This is a genomic window from Arcticibacter sp. (genome assembly GCF_053551015.1).
In genome coordinates this window covers 58565-80265 of sequence record NZ_JBMQOB010000002.1, presented here as the reverse complement: position 1 = coordinate 80265, position 21701 = coordinate 58565, and the positions used below count along the sequence as shown (strand labels likewise).

Annotated in this window: 15 protein-coding genes; 4 read left to right on the top strand and 11 right to left on the bottom strand. The window is 46.0% G+C overall.

Annotation, left to right across the window (positions count from 1 at the left end; genetic code table 11):
- The 4 genes from ACO1NU_RS00360 to ACO1NU_RS00345 form a co-directional block, all read left to right on the top strand.
- Nucleotides 1-802 (top strand): transposase (locus ACO1NU_RS00360; protein ID WP_448816454.1); only part of this gene is annotated, 802 nt, incomplete at its 5' end.
- A gap of 431 nt (nt 803-1233) precedes the next feature.
- Nucleotides 1234-2388, top strand: a complete 1155-nt coding sequence (locus tag ACO1NU_RS00355; protein ID WP_448816453.1) for an endo-1,4-beta-xylanase — start codon at nt 1234-1236, stop codon at nt 2386-2388.
- Nucleotides 2372-3913: an MFS transporter gene (locus tag ACO1NU_RS00350; protein WP_448816452.1), complete on the top strand. Its 1542-nt coding sequence runs from the start codon at nt 2372-2374 to the stop codon at nt 3911-3913. Before ACO1NU_RS00355 ends, ACO1NU_RS00350 begins: the two co-directional genes overlap by 17 nt.
- Nucleotides 3914-3992: 79 nt before the next feature.
- Nucleotides 3993-5024, top strand: coding sequence for a glycoside hydrolase family 43 protein (locus tag ACO1NU_RS00345; protein WP_448816451.1), 1032 nt, complete (start codon nt 3993-3995; stop codon nt 5022-5024).
- A gap of 30 nt (nt 5025-5054) precedes the next feature.
- Here ACO1NU_RS00345 and ACO1NU_RS00340 read toward each other — a convergent pair whose 3' ends face one another.
- The 11 genes from ACO1NU_RS00340 to ACO1NU_RS00290 form a co-directional block, all read right to left on the bottom strand.
- Nucleotides 5055-6617 carry a glycoside hydrolase family 43 protein gene (locus tag ACO1NU_RS00340; RefSeq protein ID WP_448816450.1) on the bottom strand — a complete coding sequence of 521 codons (1563 nt, stop codon included), beginning with the start codon at nt 6615-6617 and terminating at the stop codon, nt 5055-5057.
- Nucleotides 6618-6687: 70 nt separating this feature from the next.
- Nucleotides 6688-7950, bottom strand: a complete 1263-nt coding sequence (locus ACO1NU_RS00335; RefSeq protein ID WP_448816449.1) for a glycosyl hydrolase family 8 — start codon at nt 7948-7950, stop codon at nt 6688-6690.
- Between the two features lie 12 nt (nt 7951-7962).
- Nucleotides 7963-9090, bottom strand: coding sequence for an alpha/beta hydrolase (locus ACO1NU_RS00330; protein WP_448816448.1), 1128 nt, complete (start codon nt 9088-9090; stop codon nt 7963-7965).
- A 50-nt stretch (nt 9091-9140) separates the two neighbouring features.
- Nucleotides 9141-10214, bottom strand: a complete 1074-nt coding sequence (locus ACO1NU_RS00325; RefSeq protein ID WP_448816447.1) for an alpha/beta hydrolase-fold protein — start codon at nt 10212-10214, stop codon at nt 9141-9143.
- Nucleotides 10215-10220: 6 nt separating this feature from the next.
- Nucleotides 10221-11381: an alpha/beta hydrolase-fold protein gene (locus ACO1NU_RS00320; RefSeq protein ID WP_448816446.1), complete on the bottom strand. Its 1161-nt coding sequence runs from the start codon at nt 11379-11381 to the stop codon at nt 10221-10223.
- 46 nt (nt 11382-11427) lie between these two features.
- The gene (locus ACO1NU_RS00315; RefSeq protein ID WP_448816445.1) at nt 11428-12558 is read right to left on the bottom strand and encodes an esterase; all 1131 of its coding nucleotides are present in this window, start codon (nt 12556-12558) and stop codon (nt 11428-11430) included.
- A 43-nt stretch (nt 12559-12601) separates the two neighbouring features.
- Nucleotides 12602-13951, bottom strand: a complete 1350-nt coding sequence (locus ACO1NU_RS00310; protein ID WP_448816444.1) for a family 43 glycosylhydrolase — start codon at nt 13949-13951, stop codon at nt 12602-12604.
- 8 nt (nt 13952-13959) lie between these two features.
- Nucleotides 13960-14829 carry a sialate O-acetylesterase gene (locus tag ACO1NU_RS00305; protein ID WP_448816443.1) on the bottom strand — a complete coding sequence of 290 codons (870 nt, stop codon included), beginning with the start codon at nt 14827-14829 and terminating at the stop codon, nt 13960-13962.
- A 61-nt stretch (nt 14830-14890) separates the two neighbouring features.
- The gene (locus ACO1NU_RS00300; RefSeq protein ID WP_448816442.1) at nt 14891-17308 is read right to left on the bottom strand and encodes a glycoside hydrolase family 95 protein; all 2418 of its coding nucleotides are present in this window, start codon (nt 17306-17308) and stop codon (nt 14891-14893) included.
- Between the two features lie 76 nt (nt 17309-17384).
- On the bottom strand, nt 17385-19355 hold the full coding sequence (locus ACO1NU_RS00295) for a glycoside hydrolase family 97 catalytic domain-containing protein (RefSeq protein WP_448816441.1): 1971 nt from the start codon (nt 19353-19355) through the stop codon (nt 17385-17387).
- A 22-nt stretch (nt 19356-19377) separates the two neighbouring features.
- A complete protein-coding gene (locus tag ACO1NU_RS00290) occupies nt 19378-21288 on the bottom strand; it encodes an alpha/beta hydrolase-fold protein (RefSeq protein ID WP_448816440.1) in 1911 nt (636 codons plus the stop codon).
- Nucleotides 21289-21701 lie beyond the last annotated feature (413 nt).

The window sequence follows — 21701 nt, the reverse complement described above, 5'->3', positions numbered from 1 at the left end:
GGATATGCCTGGCAGTGTGTACTATTATAAGAGCAGGAACGGTAAGCGGGGTGTAAAGCCCAGTACCCATACTTTTAAGCTGGATGGCTCCATGGTTGAAAACCAGGTAGTAGTGGAAGAAATAAAAGATATTCTATCGCAGGAATTCTGCTGTTACGGATATGAAAATGTCACCCAGGAGTTGCGTAAACAGGAATATTATATTAATGAGAAAAAGGTATACCGGTTAATGAATGAGCAGAGCCTTTTATTAGGTAAGGTCATCCGGACAAGTGGAAAACGCAAGTTCGTTCAGCACCGCAAGATCGAAGCCTCTTACCCGATGGAATATCTTTGTCTGGACATTAAGTATGTATACGTTCATTCGGATAAACGAAGCTACTATCTGTTAACCATTCTGGATGTATTCTCCAGGAAAACGGTTGATCAGATCTTTCAGAAAAGCATCCGGCAGAAAGACGTAATTAACGCTTTCAGAAGAATCAATCAGGAGTATGGAATTAAAGGAGTAACCATTCGAAATGATAATGGCTCCCAGTTTATCGCTAACAGTGTCAAACAGTACCTTAGAGCAGCAGAAGCTAATCAGGAGTTCACTCATATTGCTACACCGGAGGAAAACTCCTATATCGAAGCTTTTCACAGTATCGTTCAGCGGGAAGTGGTAGACCGGTTCGAGTTCGACAGCTTTTATCACGCAAAACACACACTGGCAGCACACCGGTCCTGGTACGATAACAGAAGAAATCACCGAAGAATTGGTATGCCCCGCTACAGAAGTGGGAACAGAATATCCACATAACAGAGCGCATAAGAGCGGAAAAACAGGAATACCAGAATACCTCTGAATTGCCAGCGGATATAAACAAATATTTACTTTCAATCCTGTCGAGCTACACGTGTCTCAAACGATCTTTTCCATATCGTTATGATGATATTGCAAAGCCCGCTTTTTGTATGTACCTAGATTGATGAAAACCTCCAGGGTAGTATTTTTGGAGGTGGAGCATGTCCCCGTCCAGTGGAATGTTTTCGTTTCTCTAATCCAGCGCTCAGAGACAAACAATCTATTGTTACGTGTCATGAAGAGCGATTTCGACCTTAAAGGCTTGATTTTACAGGCAGAATAAGCAGGAATTAACATTTGTACTATCAAATAAACTAAAAGTCCCCTTCTAACATAGGGTGGTCTGTTAAATTTGAAGCTGATAACAACCATTAAGACCTGACAACGTGAAAGAAACATCAGCACTTTTAACCATGGTGTTTGCGGCTCTGCTACTAACCAATTGCAGCAGCATCAGCAAGACACCGGAATCAAAACAACCGCCAAGTTTAAAAGGAGTCTTTAAGGATGACTTCCTTATCGGAACAGCAATAAACGTTCAGCAGATACACGAGGCTAATCCTGAGCTAGCTAAAGTTGAGGTGAGGCATTTTAACGCGGTAACGCCTGAAAACGTTATGAAAGCAGAGGAATTGCATCCCGAAAAAGGGAAGTATGACTTCAAACTGGCGGATCAGTTTGTGGATCAGGCTAAACGCAGAAACATGGTCGTGAACGCCCATGCCCTGATCTGGCATAGTCAGCTACCCCGCTTCGTCAGACAAATGAAGGAAGCAGATTCGGTAAGAAGCTTTTTCAATGATCACATCACCACCGTTGCGAGCCGCTATAAGGACAAGGTATATTCATGGGACGTAGTGAATGAAGCACTGAACGAAGACGGTACACTCCGGAAGTCTATATTCCTGGAAAAAATGGGCGAAGATTATATCGTAGACGCCTTCAGGCTCGCACACAAAGTATCCCCGAAAACCAAATTATACTATAATGACTACAATATCGAACAGCCGAAGAAACGTGCTGGCGCGATCCGTTTGATCAAGAAGATCCAGGATGCAGGTGTTCGTATCGACGGTGTAGGCATCCAAGGGCACTGGAACATTAACAACTTCCCGTTGGATGAAATTGAAAAATCAATCCTTGAATTCTCGGCGCTTGGCATCGATGTTATGTTTACCGAGTTGGATATCAGCGTTCTGCCAAATCCATTTGATTCAAACACGGCTGATGTGGGTGCCCGTGCAGAATATAACGCAAAGATGAACCCCTACCCTACAGGTCTACCTGATTCGGTACAAAATAAGCTGGCAGATCGATATGAAGCCTTGTTCCGCCTGTTCGTAAAACATAAAGACAAAATAGGACGCGTTACGCTATGGGGCGTCAGTGATGCCGACTCATGGCTTAACAACTGGCCGGTGAGAGGAAGAACGAACTATCCGCTGCTGTTCGACAGAGAACTTAAACCTAAAGCTGCATTTAACCAGCTGATTAAAATCAAAACTAACGATAGCCCATCAAATCATGTACAGCTCAAATAGCGACACCGCGAATACTGAAGAGGCCAAAAACAAGCAACTGCCTCCCGAATTACAGAAACTCTCTGTAATGGAGAAGATCGGTTACAGCCTTGGAGATTTGGCAGCCAATCTGATCTTTCAGACGCTTATGGCCTTCCTGGCCTTCTTTTACACCGACATTTATAAGATTCCGCCCGCAGCTGCAAGTCTTGTCATCCTGATAGGAGGCGTTGTTGGTGCATTTTTCAACCTGGCGATGGGTGCCATTGCCGACCGTACAAATACGCGCTGGGGAAAGTTCAGGCCCTGGATCTTGTGGACGGCAGTTCCTTTCGGCGTAATTTCCCTGCTGGCATTCTCGACTCCCAACTTCAATGAAGGTGGAAAGATTGCGTACGCATTCATCACGTATTTTCTTCTGGTAATTGTCTACTCTGCCAACAACCTGCCCTACTCTGCTTTGAGCGGCGTTCTTACGGGTAGTATGAAGGAACGGAACAGTCTGGCTTCTTACCGTTTTACTGCGGTGATGGTGGCCCAGTTTATCATTCAGGTTTTACTGCTTCCACTTGCCCTTTCGCTGGGCGACGGTGATAAAGCAAGTGGCTTTGAAAAGGTGATGCTGGTGTTTGCCATTACAGGGGTGATCTGCTTTATCATCACGTTCTTCACCACAAAAGAGCGTATTACGCCACCGAAGGCGCAAAAAACGCCTATTCTCCAGGATCTCACTGACCTTTCAAAGAACAAGCCCTGGATCATTATGCTGGTGCTCACCGTTCTTGTATTCATCACACTGGCAACACGTGGTGGCATGAACATCTTCTACTTTAAGTATTATCTGACGGAGGCCAGTCAGGTCCAGTTTTTGGATTTGATCGGTTTTAAGGGAATCATCGGCTGGCTGGGAAGTGTGTTTACGCCTGCTGCATTTGAGGAATTTTCGAAGCCAGATAATGCACCATACGCCGTATCCAGTTTAAGCAGCGCGTTGAGTACAATCTTCATGATTGTGGGGATCGCCTTTTCAAAGCCTCTTGCAGACCGCTTCGGAAAAAGCACCGTCTTCGGTTGCTTTCTGGCAGCATCGGCTGTATCGCTGATTGCGGTTAATTTCTTCCCGCCAGACGCAGTCATTGCTGTCTTTATGGCTCAGATTGCGTTCGGCTTTCTTTATGGTATTACCACTCCCCTGTTGTGGACCATGATTGCTGACGTTGCTGACTACAGCGAGTGGAAGAACAACAGAAGGGCAACGGCTATTATCTTCTCAGCCATGATCTTTGGTCTGAAAGTGGGCTTAAGCGTGGGCGGGGCATTATCCGCCTGGCTTCTCGGCGTATTCGGCTACGTTCCGGATGCGGCGGTACAAACCGAGTCCGCTATGACGGGAATTAAAATGCTCGTGAGCATCATACCTGGCGGACTGTTCCTGATCTCAGCATCGATGTTATTCTGGTATCCTATACGTAAAAGCACCGAAGAGGAAATTGAAAGAGAACTTGCGGCGCGCCGTTCCAGGCAAGCCGCTGATCAAGCGTTATAAGCTTTTCACCCGCAGAACCAGGCTTCTGCGGGTCTCTTGTTGACAAATAAATTGCATTCTTGTACTAAAACTAAATAATATGCCTGAAGAAAAAATTGACCATATTGACTTTGATCAATTAGACGCACAAGCGATATCCAGTCCCCTCGTTAAACATATCTACACGGCAGACCCTTCGGCTCATGTCTTCGACGGAAAGATCTATATCTATCCTTCTCACGATATTGATGCGGGGATTCCTTTCGATGATCTGGGAAGTCAGTTTGCGATGGAGGACTATCATGTACTATCAATGGACCGTCCTGATGGGGAAGCGACAGATCACGGCGTTGCACTCCATGTAAATGATGTACCCTGGGCTACCCGGCAGATGTGGGCACCCGATGCTGCACATAAGGACGGCGTTTACTACCTATACTTCCCTGCGAAGAAGGCAGATGATATCTTCCAGATCGGTGTAGCGACGAGCAACTCTCCTACGGGACCTTTTACTGCAGAGCCTGAAGCGATTGAGGATAGCTACTCTATTGATCCGGCTGTATTTGAGGATGAGGACGGTAAATACTATATGTATTTTGGCGGAATTTGGGGTGGACAGTTACAAAGCTACCGCGATAACGTGTATAGCGCCGATTATCAGGAACCAGCTGCGGATGAGCTTGCTCTGGGACCGCGCGTTGCCATGCTGACTGAGGATATGAAGCAGTTTGCTGAGCCGGTTAGAGAGATTGTGATCACCGATGAGAAGGGAGAGCCTCTTCTGTCAGGAGATAACAGCAGGCGTTTTTTCGAAGCTTCGTGGATGCATAAGTTCAATGGCAAGTATTACTTCACTTACTCAACAGGTGACACCCACCTGATCTGTTATGCCATTGGAGATAATCCTTACGGGCCGTTCAAGTATACAGGTGTGATCCTTAATCCGGTTGTTGGCTGGACGTCCCACCATTCTATTGCGGAATTTGAAGGGCAATGGTACTTATTCTATCATGATTCATCACTTTCTAAAGGAGTTACGCACCTTCGTTCTGTGAAGGTCACTCCTCTCTTCCATAATGAAGATGGCTCAATCAGTACCATTACTCCTTACAAGGATATAACTGTTCTATAAATCGCCTCGCGGCGGTTCAGCAATTAGCGATCAGATGATCTGATCGCTAATTCTAAAGTAATCGAAGTCAACATATCCGCCACTGCTCTTTGTGGCATAGTTAAACAAGCCGAAGCGGTACCCCATGAAATGAGGAAGGGTGTAAGACATCTTCAACTCGGAACCGATGGCTTTCCAGGTTTTGCCGTCAAGGCTGTAGTAAAATCTCGCTTTGTCGGCACGGTTTTCAAAATCACAATCTGCCTTTAAATAAACAACGTCCTGCTTGATCGAGATCTTTTCAGACTCTTCCACGGCACTGCCCTGATTCTTCACCATTACGATCGATCTGGTTCCACCTTCGGATTTTACCCCTACCCAACCGTAGTTCTTTTGCAACAACAAGAGTCCTGCACGGTCGCCATCTTTCATTTTTGAAACGTTGATAGACGTTATGCCCGAAGACTTCGGTCCGAATGTTCGTTGCGTAAGTGTATTCCTGGCCATCAGGATGCTGGTATCAGTCCGCCCTGTGGTGAGTCTCAGATAGCCTTTTCTCTGAGTTAGAGACCAAAGACTGTTCTCAGGATTGTGATTCCACTGCCACACGAGCGGTAGTGGAGCATCTCCTGTTTTGCGCTCAAACTCATCTGAAGCAACAATGCCGGGGGACAGGCTGCCGTTTGCAGGAAGATTAAGCGTTGCAGGTACTTTTCCGTTCTCGCCCAGAACAGGCCATCCACCTTCCCATTTCACAGGCACCAGATAAGGAATACGGCCGACAGCCCCAAAGTCACGGAAGAGATAAGCATACCAGGTTCCGTCAGGGCGATCTATGAGTCCGCCTTGCGCCACTCCGATATCCTGCAAAGCAAGCCTACCCTCCCAGGGGCCGGTAAGCTTATCAGCCCGGTGAATGATCACCGATCTCATTCCACCCTGTGGCCAGGTAATATTGAAGAGATAGTACTTGCCCTTTACTTTAAACAGCTGGGAACCTTCCCCCAGACCGCTCTTCCCAACGACCTCACTTGGCGCGCTGGCATTTTGGACAATAACCTGGTTGACACCTCCATCTTTCAGACCAGACAAGTCGTCTTTGAGTTCAACAAGCTTTAGTTCTTTGTTTCCGTAAATCATGTACGCTTTACCGTCATCATCGAAGAAGAGTGAATGGTCGTGGAGCGCGGGACTAAATGCGATCTCTTTCCAGGGGCCTTTTTCGATATTGTTGGTGGTGTAAATATGTGTCTTTCCGCTGGTAGCAGCGAATGTGGAAACATAGTAAACACCTTTATGGTAGCGTATGCTGCTGGCCCAGGATCCTCTTCCGTAGGTTGACTTTCCATTTACAAGGCTCATTTCGTTGTTATCGGTGAGTCTGTCATACGCGTAGCTGACCATTTTCCAGTTGATGAGGTCTGTAGACTTCATTATGGGGACACCAGGACTCATATGCATAGTTGTGCTGCTCATATAGTACACGTTTCCAACACGGATGATGGAAGGATCAGGAACGTCAGCAAAGATGACAGGATTTCTCGCCTGAGAGGAAACTTGGGTGCTTATCAGCGATGCGGCAAGCATCGCGACGCCCAGCAGAACATTTTTCATGAATTGAATTTAATATATGTATTGGTTAACAGTTTTGCCACGGGGGCGATTTCGTTTACAAGTTACTATTTTACCTGATAATTTGATATTTACCGCTAAGATGCATCAGGCTGAACATATACAACAAGCCGTCATAATATGGATCAAAGTAGCCATCTTCATACGGTTCAAGCTTGGCATTCCAGATTTTATGAACAAAATCAATGCTGTTCTTTTCGGAGTTCATGGCGGATGCGGTAGCAGCGGTCGATATCAGTCCCAAAGAATGTCTGAGCTTTTTAAAGCCTCCCGCCTGTAGTATGAACTCTGGCAAGCTCCCATCAATTTCGAATTGATCTTCAAAGGTGTCCATTCCGCGTGAGCGTAAGAAGCCCTGGAATCGTTTGGCATAGTCCTCCTGCCAGGCCCTGTCTTTACCGAACCAGGAGTAATCCATGGATATGTTCATCGGTACCCTCCAGGAATCATAGCGGAAGGCTGCAGGCATCCAACGGGTCGAGTGAGGAGCTCCGCTAAATTCTGCATAGTCGGGATTTAACCCGGTTTTGGGGTGGCAGGTACGATGGAGGAACGCCCGTGCGGTATCCGCACAATCTTTATAGAACTGTTCGTGTCCATCTTTGGCATATAAAGCCCAAATTTCATAGAAGGCGGGCAAATGGTAGGATGGGTCCGTCCACTTATAGCCATCTCCTTCGGGCACAAAGCTAATCTGCTTGTGCTCGGTATTGATGAGGTTATAGATATTTCCGGTTCCGTCTTTCTTCCACATGGCGTCAAGTATTCTTCTTGCTTCCTTGTAGTAATCAATGCCGGTATCATTGCCCCATTTATTGCTTGCGAACAACAAACTCGTGATGTAGTACAGCTCGCCGTCAGACGCTGAACCCTGTGAATTCTTTTTCAGCGTTTCAGGATTGATACTCCAGGCAAAGTATCCTTCCCGGGGGCCTGACTGATGCTGCAGATACTTCTTTGACCATCGCCATACACGATCAAAGACATCTTTCTTGTCCAGCTGTACAGCGACCATCATTCCATAAGAAAGGCCTTCGGTACGGGCATCGTGGTTCTTCAGATCTGATACATAGCCCATTGAATCGCCTACCTGGAAATAGATGCGATTGGGCCCCTCAAAGAGGTCGGCATAAGCTTTTGCCAATTTTTTATCAATATCGGCCTGCCGGTAACCTGCTTCAAGGAAAAGGTTGCGGTATTTGCCTGACGTAATAGCCGGCTGACCGGCGGCACTTTTGACTGCCTTCTTTTTTTGAGCAGAAGCACCACCAGCTAGGAAAACGGCTAAGATGAGAGCGGTAATTAAACGATTCATAAGAGCGATATCTTAATTTTTGAAAAGCATAGGTGCAAGCACCTGAAGACTGCGGCGCCATGTCTGGAACTCGTGGCGGGTACCTTGCGAAACATAAGATACTGCATTGAAGCCCTGAGCCTTAAGCGTCTCAGCTGCTTTTGTTACGCCATCTGGGTTTTCAAAGCTTCCGCAGCTCATAAATATGAGTTTCACTTTTGATTTATCCTTGATTTCTTCTGGCTTATACGTACCTCCGCTTAATAGTGCATAGTGTGAAAATACATCAGGGCGGGCAAGTGTAATCGTATGGGTTTCGAAACCTCCCATCGACAGCCCTCCCATTGCGCGATTGGCTTGGTTGGCGACAGTGCGGAAGTTAGCATCTACGTAAGGAATAAGTTCATCCAGGAGAACGGTCTGAAAAGGTTTGATGTCAAAGCTCCTTAAGCCTCCGGCGCGGGGTCTGATCACGTTTGTCATCCCGTATGTCATCACAATGATGAAAGGCTTGGTTTTGCCTTCGGCAATCAGGTTATCCATAATGAGGTTTGCACGCCCCTGGTTAGCCCATGCAGTTTCGTCTTCGCCCCAGCCATGCTGAAGATAGAGTACGGGGTAACGGCTGGATTTGTCTTTATCGTAGCCCGGAGGGGTATAAACAAACGCCCTACGGGACGTGTTCGTGCTTTTTGAAGGGAACAGGATCTGATGGACATGACCGTGAGGAACATCCTTTAAGGCATAGAAGTCCTGATCATGCGCAGGAATTTCGATGCCACTTTCCCAGCGGGTTGATCCATAAAAGTTCAATGCTCCCGGATCATTGAATACACCACCGTCAACGGTGAGGTGATAATAATGAAATCCTTCTTCCATCGGTCCGGATGTTGTACCTGCCCACAGGCTGTCTGTGATCTTTTTCAGAGGGGTTCCTCCTGATGTCCCCCCCAGTCCGAGGCTGACCACCACGCTCTGCGCTTTTGGCGCCAGGATCTGAAAGCGTGCATATCCCTGAGAATTGACCTGAGGATACTGCTGATCTGGTTGATTTAAAGATGAGGGTTTGAAATCCTCCAGAATCTGAGTATTTGTTTGGGCATAGCTGACGCCGGTGAGCAACAGCGATGTAATGACAAGGGTTAATAAATTCCGATTCATTTGATTGGTATTTTGAGTTTATAAATGGTTTGGTTCGTTTGATGCTGTCTCTACTTAAATATCTCCTGCAGAGTTGTTGCCAGATAAAGTTTACAATTCATCCAGGTGTGCCCTCCGGGAACTATGTAGGTTTTAAGATCAAGTCCTTTTTCTTTAAACATGGAGATGTTTTGCTTTACACTCTCATACAAGAAGTCGTCTGTACCGACGCTGATCGTAAACAACTTTAGTCTGCTGTTCATCAATCCGGAGTCAGGAGACCAGTTAGCGAAGTTATTCCTGAATTCCTCTGTAGCTGTATAAGGAGCATAGGAACATACATAAGCAAACGTCTCTGTGTTGGTAAGGCCGATATTCAGAGTCTGTCCCCCACCGACGGAAAATCCTGCGATCGCCCTGTGCTGCCTGTCTTTAAGAACCGGATAGTTAGCTTCGATGAAGGGAACAAGCTGGCTCACGACATCTTTAGTAAAGTCGGCCATCGGCCTAGGGCGCACATTTCCATACGGCATCACGATGATCATGGGTACCATTTTACCGGATGCAATCAGGTTATCAGCAATCAGGTTGGCGCGGCCCACTTTTGTCCACGTCTCTTCTGTGTCTGAGCCTCCGTGCACGAGGTACAATACCGGATACTTGGTCTTGCCGTTTATATCAAAGCCTGGAGGTGTATAGACCAGTGCTCTCCGTAGAGTATCCAATGCAGTTGATTTATAATAACGATAGTCGATCTTTCCGTGAGGGACATTCTGTAGAGAATGTATCAGTGGTTTGCTCCCCGGTATATCGACAATGCTCCGTTTGAACCGCTCGTTAGCAAAGATGTAGGTATTGTTCGGATCAGCTAACTGTACATTATCAACGGTGAAGCTGTAAGGATAGACGTCGGGTTTAACGGGCCCAACAGTGACGCTCCATACGCCTGAAGTATCTTTAGACATGGAGGCAGGTTTCTCAAGAAATTCACCGCTCAACATTACATTTTCGGCCGTACGTGAGAAGTAGCGGAAGGTAACTTTGTTATCAGGATGAACTTCGGGTGAGTTAAGTGTCGGCACACGTTGTGCCTTTAAGCTACCGCCAATTAGGGTAATGAATAGTATTAAGAGATATCGTTTCATTCTGATCTATTTAAAGAGGAGTTGCGCAGTTTCTGCAAAATAGCTTTTCACATTCATCCAGGTATGTCCGCCCCCTGTGATTAAGCTTTTATAATTTACCCGCTTAGCCTTGAGAAAGTCGAGGAATTCTACGGTCTGGTTATATAGAAAGTCTTCGTTCCCTACACTTACCCATAGCAGCTTCAGATCCTTGTTGGTTTTGTCAGGATTTTCATAAACGTTGCGGTAGCTGCTCTCCATTTCGGGTGTGGATAAATAAGCGCTGTAGCAGCATATCCATGCAAATTGATCCATGTTGGCGAAGCCTGCACGCAGGGTTTGTCCCCCACCTCTCGAAAAACCACCTACAGCACGGGCATCCCTGTTGCTAATGGTGCGATAGTTTTTTTCTACAAAGGGGATGAGTTTAGTCATCAGGTCGGTTTCAAACATTTTGGAACGGTTCACAGCATCCGCACCCTCGCGGGATATCAGATCAGATGGCTTCGGAAGTCCCTTCTGCTCTGCAATCCTTGCTGCAGGATTGCCGTAGGGCATGACGACAATCATCGGCTTTGCTTTACCAGCAGCAATAAGATTATCCAGGATAAAATTGATCCGGCCCACTTTGAAAAAGGTTTCCTCTGTATCGGTGGTGCCGCTTATCAGGTAAAACACCGGATATTTCTTTGCTGCGTCCTTCTCATATCCGGGGGGAGTGTAGACTACCATTGACCCGGTACTTCCTTCTATCGAGGGGTAGGACTGGTAAGAGACCGTCCCATGAGGGACATCAGTTACGGCATGGATCAAAGGTTTATCACCGGGTATATCCACCAGACTACCTTTGAACCGCTCGTTGGGAAAAAACTCTGCGTTGGCTGGGTCCATAACGTTAACGCCGTCCACGATAAAGCTATAAGGGTAGATATCGGGCTTCACGGGACCTACAGTAACGCTCCAGATACCTGATGCACCCTTGGTCATGGAAACAGCCGCCTTCAAAAATTGCCCACTCAGCTTCACTTCTTTCGCATCAGGTGCCAGATAGCTGAACGTGACTTTTTTATCGGCATGAACCTGAGGTGAAATCACAAAAGGACCTGTTGGTGGTTGTCCCAAAGCAAAGAGGGACATACAGAGCATTGTTCCGAGGAACATCAGACGAATAAGAGGCTTCGTACTCATTAGATTGTGTTTTGTTTAGGATAAATTGGTTGTCTTTGCCTGGACCTTAGTAACTAAATAATTTCTGTGCAATAGTTGACAAATAGAGTCTGCAATTCATCCAGGTATGTCCGCCGCCTGATATGAACTTTTCATGCTTTATCTTTTTGTCGTCGAGAACTTTGAGGTAGTCTGTAATTACCGGATAGAGCATATCCTCCTTCCCAACCCCTATCCAAAACAGTTTAAGGTTTTGGTTGGTGGCTGTGGGATTGGCAAAGGCCACCGCGTTATTACGGGAAAACTCATCCTTCAACATACCCGGTGCAAAGCCTACGACCCATTTGAACAAATTGGGATTATTGAGACCGAAATATAAGGAAGTGCCACCACCGCCGGAGAAACCAGCTATTGCCCTGCTATTATTGTCCCCTTTCACCCTGTAGTTTCGTTCTACAAACGGAATGAGGTTATTCATGAAATCTTTTTTAAACTCCTGCAGGTTCTCCCAGTTCCGAAGGCTTCCGGAGGACTTACTGATTTTGGGGTAAGCTCGTCCGTAAGGCATCACAATGATCATCGGCACCGCTTTCTTCTGCGCAATGAGATTGTCCAATATAATGTTTGCGCGACCAACTTTTGTCCAGGTTTCTTCCGTATCAGTGGTTCCATGAAGCAGATAAAGTACCGGGTATTTTTTAGATGGATCCTGGTCGTAACCGGGAGGCGTATAGATGACAACAGGACGAGAGCCTAACTCCTGATCGTAGTAGTACCGGTAAGAAACGACACCATGAGGCACATTTTGTATGGCATGCACAAGAGGTGTAGCCCCCTGAATTTCGACCAGGCTGCTCTGAAAGCCTTCATTCGGAAAAATATTGGTATTTGACGGGTCTGCGACCTGGATACCATCTACGACAAAGTTATAGGGATAAATATCAGGAGTTACAGGGCTGGTAGTGAGGCTCCATACACCCGTGCTGTCTTTGGTCATTGCAAGAGGAGCTTTTTCGAACTGCGCACTGAGTTTAACCTCCTTCGCCTGTGGAGCATACAAGCGGAATGTCACTTTGTTATCTGCACCTACCGTCGGCGAAACTATCGGCGCCCTGTTTTGGGGCTGACTTAGGAGTGCCGTGGAAACGAACATCAAAAAGCATGAAAGCGCTACCGGTATGACTGTTTTTAGATTCATAGCTTCAATTATAGTATGTAATTTGACAGTACGGCTGGAAGGTTTACTCAAATTTCAGCCAATCAACATCCACATCGCCTTCTCCTTTCAGGCTAACGAAGAGATGCTGAACGCCTGTTTTGGGGACATCCACTTTCTTTTCAATAAGTTTCCATGATGATGTCTTAGGAATCTGCACCCGCGCAATAACGGCTCCTGAAGGTGAACCCGTACGTACTTCTAATAGCCCACCCTTTGAAGAGGCAGCCATTACCTGCATAGATCGAAGCGCCTTTGACCCGAAATCGACGCTATTATATTGCAACCATGCACCAGCCGATGAGAATTGAGTTTTCCATCCCTTAAATCTGTTAGTAGTATCAATAAATGCAACAGACACTCCTTTATCACTGATCTTACTGTATCGATCAATTTGGATTTTACCCGATGCTTTGGTAAGGCCCACTCCTCTGAAGGTAGGCTGAACCAACTTGATGGTTCCATCCGTATTGAAGCTTAAGCTGTCGATTCGTATGGAACGGTTCTTATCGAAGTTCGGCGACAGATCATTGGAATGATAGAACAAATACCATTGATCCTTGAAATTCAGCAGGGAATGATGATTGGTCCAGCAGCCTACAGGCGATTCATCCATAATGACACCAGTAAACTTAAACGGCCCCAGAGGGCTAGACCCAATTGCATATTCCAGTCTTTCCGTCTTGTTCTCCACATGAGGATAGGTCATATAGTAGATCCCGTTCCTTTCAAAAACATAAGGACCTTCTTTCAAGCCTTTTGTCGGGAGATCCTGAAGGATAACGGGCTCCGAAGCTAGTTCAAGCATATTTTCTTTCAGTTTCGCTCCATAGATATTCCCGGCCGACCAGTACAGGTATGCCTGCCCGTCCTTATCTATAAGAACGTTGGGATCGATACCATTAACCTTTTGAATAGGCTGTTCCTGTGGAACAAAAGGCCCTTCGGGTTTATCCGATACAGCTACCCCGATTTTGAAGCCTCTGTTTCCCTTTGTGGTATCCGCCGGCGTACTTGGAAAATAGAAGTAATATTTGCCATTCCGGTAAACACAGTCCGGGGCCCACATGCTATAGCTGTCAGGCTTTACCCAAGGCACCTTATTTTGGTGAACGATTACTCCATGATCTGCCCAGTCGACCAGGTTATCGGAAGAAAATACGTGATAATCTTCCATGGCGAACCAGTTTGGACGCCCCTTGCCCGGAACTGGAGGGATGTCATGAGAAGGGTAAACATATACCCGACTGTTGAAAACGCGGGCAGTAGGGTCTGCTGTATACTGGTCTGTAATGAACGGATTTTGGGCAGACAAGCTGCCGGAAAAAAGCGTCAATACGAATAACAGAATTGTGGCTGGATGTATTTTAAGCATAATTACCTCTACTTTTTGACTGCTTTAGTGGTTGGTTTAGATTTAAGTAAGGAGAGCATTTGCATGCCATATCGTTTTCCAAGTTCACGATATCCTGCGGCTGTAAAATGAAGGTTGTCTGGTCCGTCTTCACAACCACTTGAGGGAATAACATAAGAGTTGGGAATCGTTTGAGGCAAGGTTCCAATGATCTTATTCATGCTCGCGCAAATACCCCCTTGATCCGCATGTACAACTTCACCGGCGAGCAGAGGTACTGAGTTCGCCTTCAAATTCAGGTCGCTCAACAGATTATCATAAACGGTCTTGACTTTCGAGGGCCATTGTTCGTCATTGGTGTTAGACTCGCCCTGGTGCATCAATATGCCTTTGATCACGCCTTTCTGAGCAGCGATCTTAGCCATTTCCACCAGACGCCCGTAAGGGTTGCCGTCGTATTCTTTGACCATATTCTTAAGCCAATCAGGTGCTGAGGTTACATAGGATTCGTAATTATCACGATCGAACAGCTCGATCTTGCAACCACCTACAGCCACGTTGATCACACCAACACGAACATCTTTAGGGAGGTTCTCCACTAAGGTCCGGCCGAAATAGTCCAAGGGCGATAATCCCGTTTTACATCGTGTAAGTGGGGGGACAGCTGTGTACCAGTTTCCTTTGGTTCTACCCAGGTTAGTACAATCAATCGCTTCAAGCACCTGAAATCGAGGATTCACAATAGTGTCTTGTGCTTCGATCTTCGCGGCACCTTCCATGTTCGACTGTCCGAAGGCAAGAAAAATGTAAAACTTGGGATCCTGAGAGAAGGCCTGAAAGTCAACCAATAGTAGGCCGAGGCAGGCGAGCAATTTGACGAGGTCTTTTTTAAAGTTCATTTTACAATTGGTTTATTTTTGACTGAGCATTTAAACAAGTTTACTTGCATCCATTTAGGGACTATTGCGCATAGAACGAATAAACCCGTCCAGGAAGTGTGGCGACATCATACTCCTGCGTTTTCTTCAATTCAGGAACCTGAGGGTTAGCTTTTGCAGATATTACAGGTTTTGGTGTCGGTGTTATCTTAAAAAATGGATTTACGTTCTCTCCTTTTGCAAGCTTGAGGGCTCCAGAGCTCTGCTTAATCGGATTTGGCACCCTAAGGCGGAGATTTCCGCCGAGTGTAGATTTTACGTCCAGCCTTACCAACCGGGCATTCTTCCACTCCACGCGCACGATTTCGAAACCTCCGATCGCACGGATACCTTCGATGGATCCTGAAGCACTCCAAGCGTCCGGAAGTGCCGGAAGTACGTGCACAGCGCCATCCGCACTTTGCACCAGCATCTCTGTCATTCCCGAGGTGCATCCGAAGTTACCATCAATCTGAAACGGAGGATGTGCATCAAACAGGTTGTTATATGTTCCACCACCTCCCTTATTCACTCCAAGAGGTGTTAGCTGGTTCTTAATTAGCTTATAAGCATGATTGCCATCCTGCATTCTGGCCCACCAGTTCACCTTCCAGCCCATACTCCATCCGGTTGATACATCCCCGCGTTGCAGCAGTGTGTTCTTGGCAGCACTGAACAATTCCGGAGTACGGTAGGCTGATATCTGGTTTGAGGGAAATAAGCCATAAAGATGAGACACGTGGCGGTGATTATCCTGAGGGTCATCAATATCATCCAGCCATTCCTGTACCTGTCCGTGCTGACCAATATGCATGGGCGCCAGGCGATTCCGGGTCCTGATCAGTGTATCGATAAAGGCCTTATCTTTCTTGAGAATCTCGGCAGCTCTGATAGTTGAACTAAACACATCAAATACAATCTGATTGGTCATCGTTACGCCGGCATCCAATGATGAGCCCTGATGTGCCTGAGGTGCGTTTTCGGGAGATTCATCCGGATTCACCACAAGATATCCGTATTTAGGATGCTCCACAAGGAAGTCTACATAGAATAGCGCTGCGCCTTTGAGGATGGGATATATATCTTGAAGAAAGGCCTTATTTCCTGTATAAAGGTAATGTTCCCAAAGATGCTGGCTAGTCCAGCCTCCTCCATGGGCCCAGGCGCCCCAGAATGCTCCGTCTACTGCACCCGTAGCTCTCCAGATATCCGTATTATGGTGGGCTACCCAGCCCCGCGCGCCATACATATCCTTCGCAGTCTTTTGTCCGGCAACAGCAAGTTCTCTTACCATCTTGAGAAAAGGCTCATGCAGCTCGGATAGGTTGGTTCTTTCTGCCGGCCAGTAATTCATCTGGGCATTAATGTTGATTGTGTATTTGCTGTCCCATGCAGGTCGAAGGCTACGGTTCCAGATCCCCTGAAGGTTGGCTGGTTGTCCCCCCGGCTGCGAAGACGAGATCAGCAAATAACGACCAAACTGGTAGTAAAGTGCTGCGAATTGAGGATCATCAACAGAACTAAAGTTTTTTAAACGCTCATCAGTAGGGAGTTTTGCCGCTTCGGTAGGTTCCAAAGTAAACTTGACCCGGTTGAAATATTTCTGGTAAGCCGATATGTGTGTTTTAAGCATTTCGGAATAGGGCTTTGACACAGCCCTGCTTAAGAACGATGCGGCCCGCTTTTGCTCATCACCTGAAAGATCGAGATAGCTGTTGAAATTGGTGGCAATCGAAATGTAGATCGTTGCTGAGTTTGCGTTTTTAATGGAGATTGTGCTATCGTTAGAAGATGATGATCCGCCTTCTGGTTTAAACTCTGTAATACCCTTAAAACGGACGAGGCCTTTTACTCCCTCATGGTCAATAGTGGTTCCATTAAAAACCAGTTGCCGGGACTGGTGAGTCTTTACATCAACCTGCGGCTGTGGAGAAGAATACGATGCTGTGAAAGAAAGGCTGCCCGGCTTGCTGGCTGTTAAGCGGATTACGATGACCCGATCGGGAAACGACGCAAACACCGTCCTCGTATACTGAACATCTCCGACGGTATACGTCGTTTTGCTAACCGCCCTTTCCAGATCAAGCTCCCTGTAATAGTCAGAATATGTATCATGCCCGGGAAACGACAGATGAAGTTCTCCGGCCGGCTCAAACATCTGTCCATGCGACTGCTTACTGATGATGACTTTATTTGCCAACTGCTCCGCCTGTTTTTGTTTACCCTCGAATATCAGCTTACGGATAAGCTCAAGTGAATCCAGAGCCTGAGGGTTGTCATTACGGTTCGGACTCCCACTCCATAGCGTATGCTCATTTAACTGAATAATTTCCGTGCCGACGTTTCCATAGACCATGGCTCCTAAGCGTCCGTTGCCCACCGGCAAAGCGTTCTCCCATATCTTGCCTGAAGGCTTGTTATACCAAAGCTTTAATGATGTTTGTGCATGTATACTCTGCATACATGCGAGGAGGATTAACACTAACAGGACATTACGACAGAAATCTATTTGATGCGGATTCATTCGATCTTGATTACTATTTTAAATTGCGCCTTGTTGTACTCTCATTCAACTTGTTATACAAGACTATCCCTCCCCCGGGCTGCATTTCTATATCGATTTGATTATTCCTAACCTCCAGATCCTTCTGATAGGGCTCTCCTTTTTTATTATCAGCTAGCATAGTGACTTTACCTCCCGACAGCATCGGTACCTTAATCTTCTTTACAAGTGGTTCCTTACCTGCATTCACCCCACTTACATACCACTGATTTCCGTGTCTTCTCGCAAGAATGCAATACTTTCCAGGATATCCGTCAATAAACACGGTCTCGTCCCAGGTCGTAGGCACTTGTTTCATGAAATCAATCTCAAAAGAGGGAACATCATTCAAATTGTTTGGTGTAAGACCAAACATCTGTACCGGATTTTGAAATAATACGGCTGTTGCCAACTGAAATATGTCGGTGGTCAGCCTCTTGTTTCTTCCCTGATTTCCTTTAACCAGATATTTATTCAAAAGAGTTCCACCAAACTCCATACTTCCCACTGTGTTTCTGATGAAGGGATGGAGCGTGGCGTTGTATGCTTCAGCCTGTCTTATTCCTTCTGAAAATATCAGCATTTCAGACGCCAGCACAGCTTCGCTTCCAACAAAGTTTGGATACATCCTCTCCCAGCCCCTCGGCAAGGTCGATCCATGGAAAATAATCATCAAACCATAATCGTTTGCATCAGAAAGAATATCCTCATAGAGTCTCATCGTTTCCTGTTTATCACCGCCAAAGAAGTCAACTTTCAGCCCCTTGACACCTGTTTCCCGAAGCCATTTCATCTCTTTCTTCCTCTCGATCGCTGTGCTCATTTTATTCCTGGGACCCTGGGGAGCATCATTGAACGATCCGTTTGAATTGTACCATAAGAATACCTCTACCCCTTTAGAAGCAGCGTATTTCACCAGCTGGCTCATTTTTTCTTTTCCAATGTTCGTATCCCATAAAGCGTCCATCAGAATGTATTCGTATTTCAACTCAGCAGCCAGGTCTATGTACTTCACCTGATCTTCATAGTTCATACTATTGTCCTGCCATACAATCCAGCTCCACGTTGAGCGGCCATAACGGTATTTAAGAGACGGCTCATAGAGCGGCTCCACGACATCAAACGGGATAGTAGTTTCAACTATAGGCTTCAGTCCGTCACCTATAGTGATTGTTCTCCATGGTGTTGCTCCTGGTAATGAAATCGCAGCTCCTGAGCTGCCAAAACCATTGTTCTGCTTGATATCAGGATATTCAATCGTAAAAACGCCGTCTTTAGAATATGCACTTAGATGAGATGCGCAATACAGGCTACTCACACCGGTTTCAGAGAGTAATACCCAATCTTTGCCACCGACATGAAAAAGCCCCGGAAACACATATCCGCCCTTACTTGTACTTTCGGACATAGGTGCATCTGCGCTGTAACTGCTCTCATAGCTTGGTGCTGTACGGGCGAATCCCGTCATCGGCTTCATCATTGGCGAAAGGAACGTGGTAGCGGATGAAGGGAATTTAAATCCCGTTGCTTCCTGCTCAACAACACACGACATAGTTGGTGACCATGAAGGTAATTCATAGCGAAAAGCGATATCATTATTGCTTACCTGAAAGACCAAGCTTATAGCCTTCTTTTCTGCATTTTCAAGTGTTAAGACGACCCTATTTGCCCGATACTGAATATTCGACTTCTTAATTCTGTCTTGTGCATAATCCTTTGCAACGGAGCTTTCTACCTTGCTCAAATATCTCATCTCTTTGGAGAAGTCCCCTGAATTAGTTTTGAGTCCAAGTGGAGAGTTCTCCAGAACAGTCCTGCCTTTATAAACAACAGAGTACATGGGAGTACCCTTATCTACCAGCAGATTAACCTTCAAATTTTTGTCGGGACTAGATACGGTCGCGTCTTGTGCATAGCTTGAAAAAAACAAGACGCACAAGGCAGGCATAATAAAAAGTTTCTTCATCAGTAAGTGTGCGGCGGTACCTCTATTTAAACAGTACCTGTGAAAAATTATATAAATTGTTACGCCAAACAGGCCAGGTATGACCACCCGGATATTCGGTATAGGTATATTTCAGTTTAAGTTCGTCAAATTTCGACATCATTGCCTTACAATTTTCATAAGCAATGTCCTCTTTTCCACCCATTGCTATCCAAAGGGATTTAACGTTAGAATTAATCTTCGAGTAATTATCTTTAATAAAAGCATATTGTGGTCCCGATAATTCATTCTGTCCGGCAAACCAACCAGAGCTGAAAACCCCGAGATAACCAAACATCTCTGAATTTCTAATGCCAGAATGAAGCGTCTGCAAACCTCCCATTGACAGGCCAGCGAGCGCTCTTGCATCACGATTTGACTCTGCCCTGTAATTAGCCTCCACAAAAGGGATAACTGCTTTGAGCTCGGCTTCAAATGCCCGAAGTGCTTGTTCACCGAAGCCAGCAGTTCCTACATTACCGTCCATCATAACCACCAGCATTGGTTTTGCTTTTTTAGAAGCAATGAGATTGTCCAAGATCAGATCCGTTTTTCCCTGCATGCTCCAACCTCTTTCGTCCTCTCCCCCACCATGGAGCAAGTATAACACGGGATATTTCTCTGCAAGACTCTTATCATAACCCGGCGGAGTGTAAATAAAGAAGCGTTTCCAGGAATTAGAGGCTCTTGAAAAATAACGTTTCATCCGCACTTCACCATGAGGAACATCTTTCTCGGCATAGTAATCACCCCCTTCAAAGGGTATTTCGATACCGCTGGCCATTCTACCCATCCCGTAAAAAGACTCACTGGCGGGGTCTGCCACTGGTACACCATCAATGAGCATAGAATAATAATGAAACCCCTCGCCAATCGAATCTGTTATCGCCTCCCAGATACCATCTTGACGCTTGTGCATGTCGTACTTTCGGTTGAGATCTACCTGAACCTTTGTTGCCTCAGGAGCTTTAAGCTGAAATACGACCCGGTGGTCTGCCAGTACCTGCGGATATTTCGCAGAGCGGATATTTGTGGAGGCGGGAAAGCCGAGATAGGTGTATTCAGAAAAGATCTTTTGATCCACCGGTTTAAAAAGAAGCTGAGAGAACATATACAGGTCGTTCTTCCAGACTTTGAAATCATGGTTGCCTGGTTCGACATAGAAAACATGAGGTACTTTTCCCTTCTTAAGGTACTCATGGGTCCGTCTGCTGAAAGACATCAGATTATCGTTGTCTCCGCAGGAGATCCAGAGTAGCCTCAATTTCTTTGCTGCATCCGCAGGGTTAGGAACCAGCTGTTCGGGAACTTTGGTATTAGGGGCAGATGAGAAACCACCGACCCATGCAAACGTATCCAAATTACCCAGGCCGAAATTCAAAGATTGCCCTCCCCCCATCGATAGTCCTGCTAAGGCGCGATTTTGACGATCTTTTTTCACTGGATATTGTCGCTCGATATAAGGTATAAGATCCGTTAGCAGATCTTTTTCAAATGTGGCAAAAGCCGCAACTTTTTCAGGAGCCATGATGTTACCGGTCGCCCTGTCATCTTTCATTGCTCTGCCATTCGGAAGAACAACGATCATGGGCTCCAACTTTCTTTCAGCGTAAAGATTGTCGAGGATGATATGCGGCGTACCATTGTTGAACCACTCCTTTTCATCTCCCCCAATGCCATGAAGCAAGTATAATACCGGATATTTCTTGTTTTTACTATACCCGGGAGGTGTATAGACCAGGGCTTTCCTAACGGAACCCACTATCTTCGATGTATACGAAACGGTATCAATTTTCCCGTGCTGGATATCAGCCTTCGGCGAATCAAAGCCATCAGGTGCCTGTTTAGACCCAGGCTGCGCGACCAGCACACCCGTAACGAACAAGAGTGCAACAGATACAAGAATAGACTTCATACATTCAGGTTTATAAAACTTAATTGGTCTCGGGACACGCCCGCATATTCAAAACTAACATATGCGGGCTTTCGACCGGTTACAGATATGAACAAAAACATAGCAGATTTGTCTAAATGTCCTTCTTTGACATTTATCCTACTCTTTTGGACGAGCAGATCATCCGCACAGCGCTTTCTTAAATAATTTAGTTCTCCTTATCTACAATGCGGCATTTCGATGTAACAGGGGATCTTTCCATAACAACGTAAACCAATTACAACTAATTAATCTAAAATAACAATAGAACAGATGGACATTTTTCCGAACAATTGTCTCAGTGTTCGTGACGGATGATTACTATAAAAAGTAACACATCTGCTACTGGCTTTTGGCCTGCGCGAGCAAACTAATCAAACCAAAAATCTACAATC

Excerpts from the sequence above, each read along its gene's own strand:
- ACO1NU_RS00350 (WP_448816452.1), top strand. The coding sequence starts at position 2,372 with ATGTACAGCTCAAATAGCGACACCGCGAATACTGAAGAGGCCAAAAAC.
- ACO1NU_RS00345 (WP_448816451.1), top strand. The coding sequence starts at position 3,993 with ATGCCTGAAGAAAAAATTGACCATATTGACTTTGATCAATTAGACGCA.
- ACO1NU_RS00340 (WP_448816450.1), bottom strand. The coding sequence starts at position 6,617 with ATGAAAAATGTTCTGCTGGGCGTCGCGATGCTTGCCGCATCGCTGATA.
- ACO1NU_RS00335 (WP_448816449.1), bottom strand. The coding sequence starts at position 7,950 with ATGAATCGTTTAATTACCGCTCTCATCTTAGCCGTTTTCCTAGCTGGT.
- ACO1NU_RS00330 (WP_448816448.1), bottom strand. The coding sequence starts at position 9,090 with ATGAATCGGAATTTATTAACCCTTGTCATTACATCGCTGTTGCTCACC.
- ACO1NU_RS00325 (WP_448816447.1), bottom strand. The coding sequence starts at position 10,214 with ATGAAACGATATCTCTTAATACTATTCATTACCCTAATTGGCGGTAGC.
- ACO1NU_RS00320 (WP_448816446.1), bottom strand. The coding sequence starts at position 11,381 with ATGAGTACGAAGCCTCTTATTCGTCTGATGTTCCTCGGAACAATGCTC.
- ACO1NU_RS00315 (WP_448816445.1), bottom strand. The coding sequence starts at position 12,558 with ATGAATCTAAAAACAGTCATACCGGTAGCGCTTTCATGCTTTTTGATG.
- ACO1NU_RS00310 (WP_448816444.1), bottom strand. The coding sequence starts at position 13,951 with ATGCTTAAAATACATCCAGCCACAATTCTGTTATTCGTATTGACGCTT.
- ACO1NU_RS00305 (WP_448816443.1), bottom strand. The coding sequence starts at position 14,829 with ATGAACTTTAAAAAAGACCTCGTCAAATTGCTCGCCTGCCTCGGCCTA.
- ACO1NU_RS00300 (WP_448816442.1), bottom strand. The coding sequence starts at position 17,308 with ATGCAGAGTATACATGCACAAACATCATTAAAGCTTTGGTATAACAAG.
- ACO1NU_RS00295 (WP_448816441.1), bottom strand. The coding sequence starts at position 19,355 with ATGAAGAAACTTTTTATTATGCCTGCCTTGTGCGTCTTGTTTTTTTCA.
- ACO1NU_RS00290 (WP_448816440.1), bottom strand. The coding sequence starts at position 21,288 with ATGAAGTCTATTCTTGTATCTGTTGCACTCTTGTTCGTTACGGGTGTG.